This window comes from Paenibacillus selenitireducens (assembly GCF_002021565.1).
Taxonomy (GTDB): Bacteria; Bacillota; Bacilli; order Paenibacillales; family Paenibacillaceae; genus Paenibacillus_K; species Paenibacillus_K selenitireducens.
This window is the reverse complement of record NZ_MSZX01000011.1, coordinates 121876-138484: the sequence shown is the minus strand read 5'-3', so window position 1 is coordinate 138484 and position 16609 is coordinate 121876. Positions and strand designations below refer to the sequence as shown.

The 16609-nt window shown below is 50.3% G+C and carries 8 protein-coding genes; 1 reads left to right on the top strand and 7 read right to left on the bottom strand.

Going from position 1 to position 16609, the window contains the following annotated elements; genetic code table 11:
* Positions 1 to 43 precede the first annotated feature (43 nt).
* The 6 genes from BVG16_RS24415 to BVG16_RS24390 form a co-directional block, all read right to left on the bottom strand.
* Positions 44 to 811, bottom strand: a complete 768-nt coding sequence (locus BVG16_RS24415; protein ID WP_078501815.1) for an SDR family NAD(P)-dependent oxidoreductase — start codon at positions 809 to 811, stop codon at positions 44 to 46.
* Positions 808 to 2616: a cache domain-containing sensor histidine kinase gene (locus BVG16_RS24410; protein WP_158081779.1), complete on the bottom strand. Its 1809-nt coding sequence runs from the start codon at positions 2614 to 2616 to the stop codon at positions 808 to 810. Before BVG16_RS24410 ends, BVG16_RS24415 begins: the two co-directional genes overlap by 4 nt.
* Positions 2617 to 2657: 41 nt before the next feature.
* On the bottom strand, positions 2658 to 3698 hold the full coding sequence (locus BVG16_RS24405; RefSeq protein ID WP_078501813.1) for a response regulator: 1041 nt from the start codon (positions 3696 to 3698) through the stop codon (positions 2658 to 2660).
* A 64-nt stretch (positions 3699 to 3762) separates the two neighbouring features.
* Positions 3763 to 5346 (bottom strand): extracellular solute-binding protein, encoded by a 1584-nt coding sequence (locus BVG16_RS24400; RefSeq protein ID WP_078501812.1) that lies wholly within the window; start codon positions 5344 to 5346, stop codon positions 3763 to 3765.
* A gap of 118 nt (positions 5347 to 5464) precedes the next feature.
* On the bottom strand, positions 5465 to 6346 hold the full coding sequence (locus BVG16_RS24395) for a carbohydrate ABC transporter permease (protein ID WP_078501811.1): 882 nt from the start codon (positions 6344 to 6346) through the stop codon (positions 5465 to 5467).
* Positions 6347 to 6359: 13 nt separating this feature from the next.
* Positions 6360 to 7286, bottom strand: coding sequence for an ABC transporter permease (locus BVG16_RS24390; protein ID WP_408635381.1), 927 nt, complete (start codon positions 7284 to 7286; stop codon positions 6360 to 6362).
* Positions 7287 to 7510: 224 nt separating this feature from the next.
* Here BVG16_RS24390 and BVG16_RS24385 point away from each other — a divergent pair, with 224 nt between their 5' ends.
* Positions 7511 to 7822, top strand: coding sequence for a hypothetical protein (locus tag BVG16_RS24385; RefSeq protein ID WP_078501809.1), 312 nt, complete (start codon positions 7511 to 7513; stop codon positions 7820 to 7822).
* Between the two features lie 81 nt (positions 7823 to 7903).
* On the opposite strand, the gene BVG16_RS24380 is transcribed toward BVG16_RS24385, so the two are convergent.
* Positions 7904 to 16219 carry a GH36-type glycosyl hydrolase domain-containing protein gene (locus BVG16_RS24380; RefSeq protein WP_078501808.1) on the bottom strand — a complete coding sequence of 2772 codons (8316 nt, stop codon included), beginning with the start codon at positions 16217 to 16219 and terminating at the stop codon, positions 7904 to 7906.
* Positions 16220 to 16609 lie beyond the last annotated feature (390 nt).

The window sequence follows — 16609 nt, the reverse complement described above, 5'->3', positions numbered from 1 at the left end:
GTGCCGTCTCCTCCATCTTCTTCATCCTTCTTTTTCATCCAACTTATCGCATGAATAATCCGCCGTTCACTTCAATGGTCTCTCCAGTCACATAATTAGATAGAGAGGATGCCAAATATAATGCCGTATCCGCGACATCCTGCGGCGTTCCTTCTCTCCCCAACGGAATTCTTGCGACTGTTGCTGTACGCCCCTCATTTGACGTAAAGGTGTCATGAAATGCGGTCTGTCCGATAAAGCCGGGCGATATACAATTTACATTTACGTGATCGGGCGCAAGTTCCTTCGCTAATCCCTTGGAATACGAGATAACAGCAGCTTTGCTGGCCGCATAGATCGATGCCCCGGGCCCGCCTCCGTCATGTGCCGCCACGGACGTCAACTGAATGATTTTACCCGAACCTTGACGCCTCATGCCTGGAATAACTAATTTGCTGAGAAAGACGCATGACTTCAAATTCACGTCCATGACTTGGTTGTAGTGCTCTTCGCTCATGTCCTCGTTCTGTACCCGCTTCACCAAGTTCCCCGCATTGTTCACCAGAATCCCGATGCTCCCCCCGAAGGTTGCTTCAATCGACTCCACCATCGCCGCCATCTCATCCACATGCGTGACATCGGCATAGAAAGCCGCAGCCTTTCCCCCTGCATCCGTAATTTCCTGAACCACCGCTTCCGCTTGTTCTCTCTTACTCCGAAAATGAACAGCTACCTGCGCACCGGCAGATGCAAGAGTCTTTGCAATATCTCGGCCAATGCCTGAGCTCGAACCGGTTACAAGCGCGATTTTGCCATGAAGATCTATCGTCATCCTACTCTCTCCTCATAAGTGCATATAATAGTGCCGTCCAACGGCAAAGACATCGTAATCCTCGTACCTTGTTCAGCTATACTCTCAATGGCGAGTCCATAGACCTCGCCGTAGACCATTTGAATCCGACGGTGCACATTCATGAGTCCAAGCCCACCTTTATGATAGATGGTGTGGGAATCCGCCTCGGCTAATTGATTCAACTGCAGCTTCTCACGCACGGATTGCAGCTGCGCTTCCGTCATTCCTGCGCCGTTATCTTCAACCATAATCCGAAACCCTTCCCCTTGAACCGATGCAACAATACGAATCCGATGATGCGCTTGAATGCCGTCGGGAAACGCATGCTGGAACATGTTCTCAATTAAAGGCTGCAACGTTAATCGCACCATCTTATGAAGCAGCAGGGCCGGCGGGATATCCACGTCCAATTCGAAATCCCGCTGCGTCCGATGCTTCAGTATGGTCATATAATTCAAGACATGCTTCAGCTCATTCACGACGGTGATTTCGCGCAGATTCGTCTGGATCGCATACCGCAGCATCGCTGCCATCGCTTCGACCATATCCATAATTTCTTCAGAATCCTGCACAACGGCGTAGCATTTAATCGTCTCCAGCGTGTTATAGAGAAAATGCGGGTTAATCTGCAGCTGAAGCGCTTGAAACTCTGCTTTATGCTGCTCTAATGCAATCTTCTGCAAATTCAGCTCCGTCTTCTGCGACTTGAGTTCTGCTTCATAGACCCGCTCAATCATTTCCGTTAACCGGGTCAACATAATATTGTAATTTCGAATCAGGAATCCGAACTCATCCTGTCGTTCATCATCGTCGATGGTCTGCCATTCGCCTTTCTCCATCATGCGCATGTGGCGAACAAGCTTCTTCAGCGGTTGAACGAGAGATTTGCCGAATCTGCCGGCAATCCATAGGGCTATCAGTAATGTAACTGCTCCAGCGATTACCGTTGTATATCGGATGTTCAGAATGGGCTCGCGCAGCTCCTTGATTGGCACGGAGATCACCATATGCCAGTCGGCTGCATGCAGAGACTGGGAGACGTACATCCGTTTCTCGCCACCTACTTTAGCCGTAAAGGTATCTTGCGTCCCCGAGAGCAGCTTCGCTTTAATCTCCTCATTCATATAATCATCCGTCTTAATTTCACTAGGCTTATCTACGAAATTCCCCTTGCTGTCCACAATGAATGAATAGCCCTTCTCTCCGAGGTCCATTTGGCCCCAGAGTTTCGAGATTTCCTTGGTGTTCAGCTTCATGCCTAGAATCCCTCTGGGATGATGCGAGATAATCCCGCGTACCCGGCGTATAAAGGTAATATACTGATCATCGCCAGGAGCTACCGTAGCCGAATTAATGATCGCGCCGGACCCGTCTTTGGGCAAATTTTTCTCGACCAAATGATAATAAGAGGTATAGTCCTTGACCTCCTCTTGGAAGATATCTTTGGTTGTGATCGCTTTTCCGTCTTGATTAATGACATAAATTAAATCGATCTGCGGATAGATAATAAAAGCCGAATCGAATACTTTGCTCTGTATCCGCTGCGACAATTCATAATATTGATAGCTGTCATTTGGATCCATCTCGACGAATTTGAGCACGTCGCGATCGGACAAGATGGTTTTGCTGGCATTATCGAAGGTCTGTAAATACAGATCCGTATGATAGGCAGCATGCGTAATCATTTGCGACAAATACCGTTCTAACTGCCGATCCAGCAGCTTCGAAGATTGCACGTACGTAATGGTGCCGACCACCGATAGCGAAATAATAATTAATATCATGAAATATCCAAAAATACGGTGTGATATGCTGCGCCGGAACATTAGATCCCGAGCTTCTGACGGTATTCCGAAGGCGATATGCCCTCGTATTTCTTGAACGTCTTCGTAAAGTTGGAATGGTCGGCATACCCTACGGCATAAGAAATGTCTGTAATTCGATGCTGTTCCTCGCTGAGCATGCGCTTGGCATACTCCATACGGCGTTTCGTACGGTACTGCACGAACGTCTCACCGGTCATTTGCTTGAACATAACGCTGAAATAATTCGGATGAAGCCCCAGCAGATCCGCTACTTCCTCGAGGGATACTTCACTTGCCAAGTTTTTCTCGATATAAAATTTCGCCTCTTCGATCGGATCCTTCGGCTTCCCTTTTCGCTTCTTATACAGGCAGTCGAGCTTCTGATGAATACTGCTTGCAAAAACACGATAAGCAGCCGCGAACGTCAACGTATCTTCGAGATGCAGCCGGGTCTCCAACGCAATGTTCACATCCCGCGCCTTCAGCTTCTTCATGAGTAAACCATGGAACTCCTCCAGCATTTCATTCTTCTGGCGATCCTGCATGCGATAGGCAGTGATTTCCTGCTCCCAAACCTGAATCAACTCCAATGTCTGAACATGGTCCATATAATAAATCGCCTGCTCGAACCGCACTAACCACTCATCCATCTTCGCCACCGATAAATACGCCGCGACCGGCTGGATTCGCTCAGCCCGCTGGACAAGCTTATGGAGCGTCTCATGCAGCTGACGTTTGCCTACCGGCTTCAACAAATACTCCTTAACCCCATAACTCATGGATGCCTGCGCATATGTAAAATCGTCATATCCCGAGATGACCACCGTCTGAATCGATGAATCCAGCTCGGCAATTTTTTCGCATAAGGCAAGACCGTCCATAACGGGCATGCGAATATCCGTGAATACGAAATCGGGGAGCTCTTCCTCCATGGCTGTCAAGGCCTCTTGACCGTTCGACGCCAAGCGGATCGATGAGATGCTCAGGCCGTATTGCTGAATGAATATCCTTAAACCTTTAAGAATCATGGGCTCGTCGTCAACGATTAGAATCCGATACATCCGTGGAACAGCTCCTCTCGATTTCATATTTCAACAGGGGATGTGCTTAACTTAACGTTCAAATTTATCTGCGAGGCAGGAATACGCCCTCTTTCTTCTGGAACTTCTCATTTGCTTCTTTCAAAACATCGTTGCCGCCCTTAGACTTCCACTCTTCAATTACCTTCGGCCAATTTTCGATCGGTTCTTGGCCATAGACCATCTTCACCATATGTGAAATCAATACGGACGGAGGCGTATCGGACAACGGTGTGATATCCGGGTTCTTTTTAAGCGCTTCCAATCTAGGTTCGAATTCAATCCCGTCACGGCCTTCATTCGCGAGAATGTTATCGAACACGCTCATCAAATTCTTGCCTTCTTCCGTTAAGCTTAGTGAGCCTTTATTGTACGTCGTATCTTGGATAAGCCATAAGAAAGCTTGACGGTAACGCTCCTCGTCCACGGCCTGTGAATCCGTCGGCTGCTTGTAATCCATCTGGTCGCCGTTCATCGTGAACGTCTCCCCTTCGACGCCGAAGGTGAAGAACTTCTCTGCTTCATCCGACAGCATCCAATCGAAGAATCGGATAATTTTCTCCGGCTGCTTATATTTCGCGTTAATGAAGTAGGCCCGCGCTACATCGCCATACATATAATAACCGCCCTTCCCATCAGGCCCTGTCGGAGACGGGATAATCTCAAGCTTCGCATCCGGTACCGTCTGCTTCAGCTGTGTCTCCCATTGAATCAGTTCGTTCGCATTCATGGACCACATGCCCGCTTTGCCCGCCAGAATCGTATTCTTGAAGGTCGTCGGGTTGATCGTCGCGAATTCTTTATGAATCAAACCTTCGTTATACATCGTCTTATAGGTTGTCAGGGCCTGCATCATATGCTCGGCATCCAGGAATTTCGGCTGCACTTGGCCATCGACTTCCTCGAATTGGTTCAAGTACGGGAACACATCATAGGCCCCGAAGAACGTATCTGCATATTTGAAATCTTGACGACCCATATACGGATTCTCTACCCCTAATTTCTTGAATGCACGCAACACATCCATATACTCGTCGACGGTCTTCGGTACAGGCAATCCCACTTTATCTAATAAATCTTTACGAATCCAAGTTGCCCGTCGGGATGGGTTCCCGAGCCACTCGGGTATACCATAAATTTTACCCTGATATGTCATCCGATTCCAAGCATCTTTTGGGATTTTTTTCAATAGATTCGGGCCGTATTGCTGCAGCAAATCATCCAGCGGCATGAACACGCCAGCTTCCACGGAACCAGCCATCTCCTTACCTGTGACGCCCCCCTGCCCCTGAACCACATCAGGAATCTCATTGGTGGCGAACATTTGAGCCATCTTCTGCTCGTATTCCTTGTGCGGTACCAGACGAATATCCAAATCCGCATTTGTGAGTTCTTCGAGCTTCTTCACCCACTTATCTGCATTGATATCCGGCGATTTCTCGACATGCCCGAAGTTCAATGTCCGCAGGGAAATGGAGAACTTCGTTACCTCATTCGCAGTCTCCGTCTTTCCCTCCGCCGGTGTATTACCCTTGTCTTCCCCCTTAACGGATTCATCTTTACCCGTACATGCTGCAAGAAAACCAACAGCCAAGACACAAGTCAGCACCAAGCTTACCCATTTTTTCACACAATCCCTCTTTTCTAAAAAAATGAAGTTCGTCGATCATGCTGTCATTTGCAAGATGATTGTATCGCTAAAATTTGAAAGACCGTGAGGTTGCAACTTCATGTCTACCTGTCATTTTTTAAGATTTCACGGCACCGAGCGTAAGCCCTTTCACGAAATGCTTCTGCAAAAACGGATAAATCATAATAATCGGCAGCGTCGCAATGATAATCGTGGCCATCTTAATGCCTTCCGGCGACGTATGCGCCAAATCGCTGAATTGTGAAGCACCCGGATCAATGCTGATATCGTCCGTCTCGAACATCTTCTTCAGCTTCACCTGCAGCGGCCACCATTTCGGTTGATCAATATAATACAGTGCGCTCATATAGGCATTCCAGTGTCCCACCGCATAAAAAATACCTAGAGACGCCATCACCGGCTTCGATAACGGAGCCACCATGCTGCTCATCATTCGCAATTCCCCGCAACCGTCTATTCTTGCTGAATCGATCACTTCGAGCGGTAGTTGCTTGAAAAATGAATGCATTACGAAAAAATTAAACGCACTGATCGCGCCCGGAAGAATCATCGCCCATGGCGTGTTCATCAAGTGCAAGTTCTTCATCAGCAGGAAATTCGGAATGAGCGGCGCACTGAAAATCATCGTAACGAGGACAAGCAAGACAATCATACGCCTGCCGATATATTCCTGTCGAGATACGGGATAGGCAAGCGTTGCCGTCGCGATCAAATTGATCAGGGTCCCCACCACCGTTATGAATACGGAGACGCCAAAGGCACGCCAGATGGAGACATCGCTAAATACATAGCTATAATTAATCCACGTAAAATCTACAGGCCAGAAGCTTACCTTCCCCGAAGTAATAGCTTCCGACGAGCTGAAGGATTGCGCAATGACATTCAGGAACGGTAAGAACATGATCAGTCCAAGGAGAGACAAGAAGAACAAGTTAAGTATATTAAAGACCTGATATCCTTTTGACATTCTGCGGTTCATTCAACATCCCTCCTTAATATAGACCCTCGCCTGTCGACTTTTTGCTCAAATAATTCCCTACCATGACAAGCACCAGTCCTACAAGAGATTTGAAGATTCCCACCGCTGTCGTATAACTGTATTGCTGCGATAATAAACCGGCTCGATAAATATACGTATCCAAAATTTCACCATTTTCCGTATTCAGCGCATTCAAGAATACCCACACGCGTTCGAACCCAAAATCCAAAAATTTGCCCATATGCAGTAAAAAGAGAATCATGATGGTCGGAATGAGCGCCGGTAGCGTAATTCGAAGGGTCTGCTTCCACCGGTTCGCCCCATCCATTTGCGCTGCTTCATATAATTCAGGGTTAATGCCCGCAAGCGCAGCGAGGTATAGAATCGTGCCGTACCCTGCATCCCTCCACATGCCTGAACCCACGAGTACGCTGCGAATATATGAATTATCCCCCAGAAAATACAGCGGTTCGATCCCGAAGAATCCTAAAAATTGATTCAACACCCCTGTCGTCGGTGAAAGAATGGCCACGGACATTCCTGCGATGACAACCCAGGATAGGAAATGCGGCATGTAGACCACGGTCTGCAGAATTCGCTTAAACACGATCAGGCGTAATTCATTCAATAGGATGGCCAAGACGATTGGCGCGGGAAAAGCGATCACCAGATCATAAATGCCGATCAACACCGTATTTTTCAAAATCCGCAAGAAATCATAATGCTCGAACATGGCAGCGAAGTGCGCAAAACCTACCCATTCACTCCCCGTAAACCCTTTAAAAATATTGTAATCCTGAAAGGCAATGACCGAGCCGCCGAGCGGAATATATTTAAAGATCAAAAAATACAGAATTCCCGGGATGGAAATCAGGTACAGGGCCTTATATTTCCACATCTGCCGGAATGTTCGGCTCCCCTCCTTCCTCCCCCGATGCATCCCTCCCGGCATGCGACCTGCCGTCTCTGGTTTCGTAGCCATCGCGATCCTCCTTTGCTTGTACATGCGATTTTTCCACTTCTTACCTCCATAGTACTGATCTAGGGCCCAATGCTCCATGGCTTGATTTGTTGTCGGCTGGTGATTTTTTAAGGTATCGACAGGATGCTATACTAGTTGGTAACAGATCAGATCTCATCGAAACGAATCCGGAGGTGATGGGTATGAACGCAAACGTTAAACAAGCATTAGACCACGCGTTATCGCATTGGAAATCGATGGCTGCATCCGAACAAGAGGAATCCGAATCGACGGCAGAACAATTCGAGGCTTCTTTCTATGCCTTGATCGATGCGATCCGGGCATGGTATGACGAACTTGAAGAACAGCCGGGGGCACTCGATCAGTTCCTGGATCTGCCGATGATCCAAGACATTATGAATCAGCTGCCATCGCCATTGGTGTTGAATTTTGAGACCGAGGCGGAATTCATCGTGGATCATATCGTTCGTATGGATGAAGATAAGTATGATTAAGTGCATGAATACGCACGCACCAAAAAGGCTGTCCAGCGAAGCATACGATGCCACGCTGACAGCCTTTGTCCTGCATTTCTATTACAAGGTTAACACGACCTCATGGACCCGATGATCATCCCGCAGTTGAACATAGGATCCTTCCACACCGGAACGCTCACGCAAATCTATATCCTGCCCGTCTACCGATAGCGCAGTAAGCCCGCCGGACTTATGCGATGGATTATTAACGGTAATACGGTATTCGGTATTCCCATAGCGATAGGTCGCCGTGAATCCCGGCCAATCCGTCGGTATGCAAGGCTGGATATACAATCGGTCACCGCGGCGCCGCAGTCCGATAATCCATTCTATCCCTGCCTGATACATCCAGCCAGATGCTCCGGTGTACCACGTCCATCCGGCATGACCCGGATGGGGTTGCTCGGAATAGACATCCGCGGCCATGACATAAGGTTCGCCGACGTATTGCTGAACTTCCGTGGAGGTTCTGGTATGCATGATCGGGTTGAACATGTGGAACAACTCAAAGGCTTTGTTCCCTTCGCCAAGCCGGCTCCAAGCCACAATGCTCCAGATGACGCCATGCGTATATTGCCCGCCATTCTCCCGAATGCCGGGAGGGTAGCCCTGAATATAACCCGGACTGGGGTCTGTCTTATCGAACGGCGGCGTCAGAATATGGGCGAGAGACAAGCTGCGGTTCACCAGCTCGCGGTCGAACGACCGCATGGCTTGCTTCGCTCGTTCATCCTGACCCATACCGGAAATGACAGACCACGACTGCGCAATCGAATCGATCCGGCATTCTTCATTATGAATGGAGCCGAGCCATTGCCCGCCATCCGTGAATGCCCGTCGATACCACTGACCGTCCCACCCTGATTCATTCAGCGAATCCTTTAACTTCGCATGTGCTTCAAGGTAACGCTGCGCTCGGGAGGTGTCGCCGCGGCGTTCACATAGATCAGCAATCCCTTGCAAGACATAGCCCTGGAACCAGCCGAGCCATACGCTTTCCCCACGTCCTTTCGGACCGATTAGACTCATCCCATCGTTCCAGTCGCCGATCCCCATTAACGGCAAGCCATGTTCACCGAATCGCATGCTTCGATCTAAAGCGCGCAGGCAATGTTCGAGAACGGTCCCTTCCTCCCCAGATAAGACCGTTTCTTCATAACGTTCATGCTCATCTTCACCAAGTGGATCACTATGAAGGAACGGAACACTCTCACTTAGAATGCTCTCGTCCTCCGTATGTTCGAGATACCGCAGCACGGCGTAAGGCAACCAGAGTAAATCATCGGAGAACCGCGTACGAATTCCTCGATGCGTCTCTTCATGCCACCAGTGCTGCACGTCCCCCTCATCATATTGGTGAGAGGCATGAAGCAGAATTTGAGCCCTCGTCAGATCTGGCCGACTATGCAGCATCGCAAGCGAATCCTGGAGCTGATCGCGGAAGCCGAAGGCGCCCCCCGCTTGATAGAAGGCAGTGCGTGCCCACATCCGGCAGGATAGATTCTGGTAGAGCAGCCAGTTATTCAGCAAGACATCCATCTCAGGCGATGGCGTGGATACCGTAATGGTATCCAGAATCCCATCCCAGAATTTCCGCACCTCCTCCAAGGCTTGTTCGCATGCATGAGGTTCCCGATATTTGCGTACAAGATCCCCAGCAGACGCTGCCGAATCCTCGCATCCTAGCAAGAAGTACATGATACGTTCCTGCCCTGGCTCTATTACGATCTTCGTCTGAACCGCGCCGCAAGCGTCATAGGTTGGCCCGGTGTCTCCCGAGAGATGAACCCGGTTCATGGCGTCAGGATGTTCCAGCGTTCCATTTCGACCGATAAAGGCTTGGCGGTCCACTGTCCATGAAGTTATCGGAGGTGTATCCAAGCTGTCCTCTGTCTGCGAATGAACGGCTAGGAATGCCGTTGCATCCCGGAACGTCTCTTGATAGGCATTACGTGCAAGAAGCATCGCTTCCGATTCGTCCCAATCGGTCACCAAATATGCGGTATTCCCTTCCCTGTGTACCCCGAGCACCCATTCGGCGTAATACGTCATGGACAAATGCCGCTGTTCTTCCGTCGTGTTACGCAAGCGTAATTGAATGACTTTGACCGGATCATCGACCGGAACGAATACGGTCATTTCCTGCTGGAGACCATGGCTTTCATGTTCATATCGCGTATACCCTCTGCCATAGGACACCAAGTAAGTCAACGGATCATCCCCTCGGGACGGTACCATCTGCCAGAACTCACCGCTGTTTTCGTCCCGCAGATAGCATATTTCGCCAGGCGGATCTAATGCCGGATCGTTCGACCAAGGCGTAAGCTTACACTCCCGGCTATTGCGCCACCACGTATAACCCGTGTACAATTCCGACGTTAGACACCCAAATCTCGGATTAGCCATCACATTAATCCAAGGAGCTGGCAAATGGTGCCCCTTCTTCAGCACAATATGATACTCTCTGCCGTCAGGTGTGAAGCCTCCCGAACCGTTGTAGAACAACAGATCCTTCGGTTCGCTCGTGATGCTCGACGGGAATCGATTCGCAGGAAACTTCGCCGTCAGCAACGGCGGTTCATGCGAGCGGCGAGGCCGAGGTACTTGGAGCTGAGCCCGTAGACTCGGTCCATCTGCCCGAAGAATAACGCGTGATACCGCGAATAATAAGGAGGTATCTTCTTCGGACAGCGAGGAAGCTGGCACGATGTAGATCCCCGCCTGTCCTCCCATCAGCTGTTCTCCCATCCGGACCAGACCATCGCGCAAGTCCTGCTGATATCCTTCTGCCGATTCATTCAGAACGACGAGATCGAACGCGAGCCCTTTCCCACGCAAGTATGCATACCCGCTGAGAAGCTTGTTCATGAAGCTTATATTCGCGATGTCTCCGATCCGGACCATGACGATGGGGCGGTCACCGGAAACACCATGGGCCCATAACCCTTGTTGACCCTTCACATTCGCTGCAATACCTTCCGCTTGTTCTGGGCGAAGCGGCGCCGTATACAACGCTCGCCCGGCTAGGACTTGATAGACGGCTAAATCCGCCAAGGAAATGTGCAAATGCTGCAATTCAATTTGGTTACGGGTCCAAGCAAGCTGGAAGGTTCTCTCGGCTTGTTCGGCTTGCGATAAATTCGTTGCCATCGCAATGGCATCGTCCCTGGATTCAGCCACACCCGTTACTGCATTCAAATGCACGTGTTCCCCAGGTTCGAGGCGTAACCGCCGTCGCATCACAAAGGCAGGATCAGCTACGGAACCCACCGTACCGGCTAAGCGGGATTCAATGCCCTTCGGCTTCGCTAAGGTATGCCCTCTGCCGATAAAACCTGCTCGATCCGATTCGAATTCCATCGGACCAAGCGTGCTGCCGTCCGTTGTCAGCGTATGGAACGCCCAGATCGATTTCTCTCCTTCGTTGCGGGGGCGCTTACGCGCTAACAAACATGCATCAGCCTGATCAAATTCCGTCTGAACGAATAACTTCGTAAAAGCCGGATGCGCCTTATCCGCGTCCGGAGCTGCAAGTGCAATCTCGACGAACGTCGTCACTTCTAGAATTCGGGCCTCGCTCCCTTTATTCGTTAATGTGAGCTTCCGAATTTCTGCATTCGATTCGGGAGATACCGTAATTTCCAACAGCGTTGCAATCCCATCGTTTTCTCGTTCAAAAGCCGTGCGATCCTGCAGGAACTTCACGCGCTGTTTCTCTGCCCGCACGCGGCAAGGTTGGAACGTCGGGGACCATAACTTATCCAGCGTAACATCTCGAATGTACATATAGCTGCCCCAGGGATCCAGCACCGCATCTTCTCGCCAACGGGTTACGGACATCCCTTGATAACGGATAAACCCGCTGCCGCTATTGCTTACGACCGTCGTGAATGATCCATTCGAATGCACGTTTACTTCCGGTACCGGTGTATCCGCCGAGCTAAATTCACGGATGGGTCCCACATGGGCAGGTGCCGGTTGTGCTTTGCGTGCTTTAGCCGATAATTCCCGATCCAAGACGGATTCGCGAGGAGGAATACGTTCAATTAAGAGCAGTTCAGCGGCCTTCACGCGTTTGTCTTGATGAAAATAGTCGTACATTTTGGTTGGCAGCAGCAGATTGGCAAGCGTAAGCAGACTCATGCCTTGGTGGTGCGCCATAAAGCTGCGAATCACTTTGCATGATTCACCCTTCGGCATTCTCCCCGAGGTGAAGTCAATGGCCTCATAATAACCGTATTTCCCTCGGGCTCCAAGCTCCTCCATCTGTCGCAGATTCTCCATGCCTGCATGCAATGCAAAAGGAAGCGCCATGACCGTCGCATAAGGAGCAACGACCAAATCCTCCTCCAGACCGCGTTTGAACCCGAGACCCGGCACGCCAAAGGCACGGTATTGATAATTCATCTGATAGTCGAACGCATAATAGCCGGATTCCGAAATGCCAAAGGGAACTCCTCGCTCGCGCGCATAGTCGATTTGGCGCTTCACAGCCCCGCGATAGGTACTCTCCCAGATCGTATTTCGATAGGTGCGCATCGTAAGCCATGGCATCATGTATTCGAACATCGTGCCGGACCAGGATACCAGCGTCGGATGTTGCCCTTGTCGCTTAACGGTCCGCCCGAGGGCCATCCAATGGGAGACCGAAATCTGGCCTAACGCAATCGCAACGAAGCTTGTCTGTCTAGCTTCCGAGGCGAGAAGATCGTAGAGAATGTTATCCCGTTGACCCGATGCAGCGTGAAAACCTAACACGAACAACTTCGCCTTATGGTCATAGAGCGAGTGGAAATCCGTCGACGTGATCAGCATCTCCAGCCGGTCTAATAATGCGTACCCTTGCGTCTCCCATGCCATAGGCATTACGGGTGCAGACGGTGAAGATTCCGTAGGATCAACATCGGAACGGCCCGCATCTTTCAGTTCTTCCACGCGATTTCGTGCGATCTCATCTGGCATCGTCTTATCAAGCTCAACAGCGAATTCCGCATGCATGCCTGCATAAAATCCGGTATCTCTCCGTCGTTGCTGTGAGACATCTTCCCTCAACCAACGAGTTAATCCTTGCTTGACTGTCATCAAGCTGGCGACGAAATTACCGGAGTCCACCGTAGATACATAAGCTGGCGGCAAAGTCTTAAGTGACAAGGTATCGTACCAGTTATATAGATGACCCTGCCACTTATCCAATCGTTCAATCGTCTGCACGGTGCGTTCCAACCGCTCAACAAGTTCATGCGTTGTAATAAATCCGAAATCCCGAGCAGCGAGAGCAGCCGTGAGCAAGAACCCAATATTCGTCGGCGAGGTTCGATGGGCTACGCCATTCGGCGGATCGTATTGAACATTATCCGGCGGCAAGTAATGGTCTTCCTCCCCCGCATAATCCTCGTAGAACGTCCAGATTTGCTCTGCCAAAGCCCGCAATTGTTCCTGCTCTGCCGGGGCGATCGATTCATCCTGTTGTTCCACCGGCTGATCCAACCAGCGAATGGCGAGTGGAGCGAAAGCCCAGAACAGACTAAGCGCAAGTCCTGTCCATCTTAGCGATGATAACGGCTGCATGAACGCCGCGATCGCAAACAGCACGATGAGGACATAACCGCCGCGGGCATGCAGGATCGCCGCTTGACGATTTTTGCTTCGCTCCACATGAAAAGAAGATGTCCATTCCAACATCCGCTTCTTGCTGATCATTAGGCGATACAGCGTCTTACCCACAGCATCAAGCAGGACAACCGTTTGAAACGGCAAGGTCCATATATCGATCAACACATGGGTAAAAGTTGATAGAAATCTTCTTGGATGCGTAAGATTGTTTCGCAATATGAAGATCTGTCGAATCACAGGAATGAGCAGCGTAAGCATCACCAGGGTCACCCATCGCCAAGGGGAACCCGGCAGTACCGAGACTGCAAGTGCCAATAGGAAGAAATAAGCGATCGGAAGCAGACTCCGTCGCAAATTATCGATGATTTGCCATCGGGTGAGAAAAGATAAATCAATAGGTTTCAGCGTTCCTCGCCGGTCACATACTTTTGTGTATAACCAGCATAGCAGCTGCCAATCCCCCCGCACCCAACGATGCATGCGCTTTTGATAGGCCATGAACGTGGACGGATGATCGTCAATAAGCTCCATGTCCGACAGTAACCCGGCCCGCAGGAAGCCACCCTCCAGCAAATCGTGACTAAGAACGGCATTCTCCGGAATCCGCTCACACAGCAGCTCGGCAAATACGTCCACATCAAAAATCCCCTTGCCCGTGAAAATTCCTTGGGCGAATAAATCCTGATAGGGATCCGAAGCTGCAAATGCATACGGGTCCATTCCCGGTTCTGACCAGAAATAAGCTAATTTCGACCGCATGGCAGACTCATGGCTGACGCTAATCCGCGGTTGCAGTACGCCGTAACCTTCAATGACCCGTGTTCGCGCTGGATTCAGCCGGGGACGATTGAACGGAAGATGCATCGTTCCAATCATTCGCTGCGCGCTCCCCATCGGAAGCTGTGTGTCCGCATCCAGCGTTATAATATAGCGAATCGTCCGCAGAACACTAGCATCGCCTGACATCACGTCGTAGCTGGTTTCTTGGTTGCCTTGCAACAGTTCGACGAATTCGACCAATTTGCCACGCTTGCGCTCCCAACCCATGAACACACCTTCTCGCGCATTCCATTGCCTGCGGCGTTGGAACAAGTGAAAGGTCGTCCCTCCATCCCCGCCATACATCCGGTTCAGCGCGCTAATCTGCTCCTTGGCAAAAGCGATGACCACCTCGTCCTGTGCCAATTTCTCTTCTGCGGCATCGGTAAAATCACCTAATAGCGCATAATGAATGTTCGCATCCCGATTCGCCAAATAATGAATTTCCAATCGGTCAGCCAGCTCCCTCACTTCTTCGATCGAAGACCAGATGGTCGGGATGACAACCATCGTGCTCGCGTCATGCGGCACGCCATTCGAAAAGTCATACCGGAGCAAAGGTCTTGGCTGGCAGGTGCGTTCAATTGCGAAATGAAGCCCCGTCATGACCCATTCGCTCACAGGTAACGCCACCCCAAGCACGATCGCGATCCATCCAAGCGGCGAGATGCCCTGTCCGCTGCCAATCCAGATCGAAACGATCAAGAGAAGAATCACGAATATCGCGAGATATGAAGCAAAATACGTCTTGCCTGCTTGCTGTTTCATCCCCACGCTGGGCATGCGTCGAGGATGACTGCATTGCCGAAGCGATTGAACAAGCTTACGTGTCCCCGCCGGCTCAAATACATAATAGGCAGCAAACGTCGGTCGAGGGAGTAGCGAATTAGGCTCTTCCTGCGGCAGGTTAGGTGCCTGCTCGTGAACTCCATGTACGCCTTCGTGCGCTTCCTTCGCCAGTGCTACGGCTTGACTTGCGATCAAGCTTTCCGGCACACGCATCCGGTGCGCCAAATGCGCTACGCGGTTAAGGACGGCATGGCGGCTGGAAGCATCCATTTGAGGATAGACGCCTGTACCGTCTTCACGAAGTGTACGGTCGAGCAAGCTAATTCTTTCGAAGAACTCCTCCCAATCCCGACGCTCATTATGACGCAGGCTCGTAATCAGATTCCCGGCAGTTACTTGGTAGGTCGCCTGAAGCTGATGTTCGTAGGTAACGATTCGGTCCAAGTCATCGGAGCCATTCTCATATTTACATGCCAGCCACTCCCGGACCAATGCGGTGTCCCCTGCCCATTCCCGCAGGTGGCTAATCAAGTGGACAACCCACGGACCTGATAACGGAGCCGTCTGCCCTGCCGCATCCAACACTTCATTGACGGTATCCTTATTTAGCTTGGAAGGCTCTATTCGCGACAGGAATTGATCCACTTCCAGACAGACTTCCCGACGTTCTCGAACAAGGAGCATCGTCTCGGCAATTCTATGGACTAAGGCCACACGCAGCATGAGCGGGATCGATCGAGTCTCTGCAAGGGTTAAGGCGGATATTTCCTGATAGGCATTTAGGTAAGATATGAAGGAATCCTCATGCAGAATACCGTCGGCAAGTTCCAGATAATGTTCACAGAGCGCTTGAATTCGCAAGATGCCTTGTTTGTGAAGCTGCGGCATGTATCGTAGAGATCCATGAAGTATTTGCTCTCTAACATCCAATCCCTGTTCTTCGATAAACTCCGCATTATCCAGCAGCCACTCTTCCGCACGCTGCGTGCAACCTGCGTGAACGTCTTGCAATGAAATCACGAAACTTCGCAAGCCCGCAAGGTCTGATTCAAATTGATTGCGTATGTATTTGGGCTCGGATCGAGCAAGGGTAGGGGTATGCTGTAAAGCGAGTTCCCGTGCTTTTTGATTCAATTTTTCTATCGTATACGTCATGTTTTCCTCCGGAAAATTAGTTATTCAAGATGTACCGTTCGTCCGGTGCGACCAAAGATTCCGGGACAATCAAATTATTACCAAATTTGCGGGGCATTATGAGTCGAATCCATTTTTCCGTGCCAGACGCGGAGTTTAGACTCATTTTTTATCAAGCGGCATCGTGAATATTGGACATAAGAAAAACCTGGCCGATAGCCAGGTCCTTGCTTAAACCTATACGTTTCCCGCATGGGGGTGGGATGGATATGGGGTTCCAACCGCTGTTGAAGCTTGCCTTTGAGACACGGAAGTGGGCTCGACTTGCTATGTTGGATTTATACAATATACCAGACGTGTTGGACCTTTATTGTTCGCCTATATTGGATCTTTACAGTATAGCCTCCGCGA

Bases quoted from the DNA above. Each gene is read 5' to 3' on its own strand.
- BVG16_RS24410 (WP_158081779.1), bottom strand. From the start codon at position 2,616: ATGATATTAATTATTATTTCGCTATCGGTGGTCGGCACCATTACGTAC.
- BVG16_RS24395 (WP_078501811.1), bottom strand. From the start codon at position 6,346: ATGAACCGCAGAATGTCAAAAGGATATCAGGTCTTTAATATACTTAAC.
- BVG16_RS24405 (WP_078501813.1), bottom strand. From the start codon at position 3,698: ATGTATCGGATTCTAATCGTTGACGACGAGCCCATGATTCTTAAAGGT.
- BVG16_RS24385 (WP_078501809.1), top strand. From the start codon at position 7,511: ATGAACGCAAACGTTAAACAAGCATTAGACCACGCGTTATCGCATTGG.
- BVG16_RS24380 (WP_078501808.1), bottom strand. From the start codon at position 16,219: ATGACGTATACGATAGAAAAATTGAATCAAAAAGCACGGGAACTCGCT.
- BVG16_RS24415 (WP_078501815.1), bottom strand. From the start codon at position 811: ATGACGATAGATCTTCATGGCAAAATCGCGCTTGTAACCGGTTCGAGC.
- BVG16_RS24390 (WP_408635381.1), bottom strand. From the start codon at position 7,286: ATGCATCGGGGGAGGAAGGAGGGGAGCCGAACATTCCGGCAGATGTGG.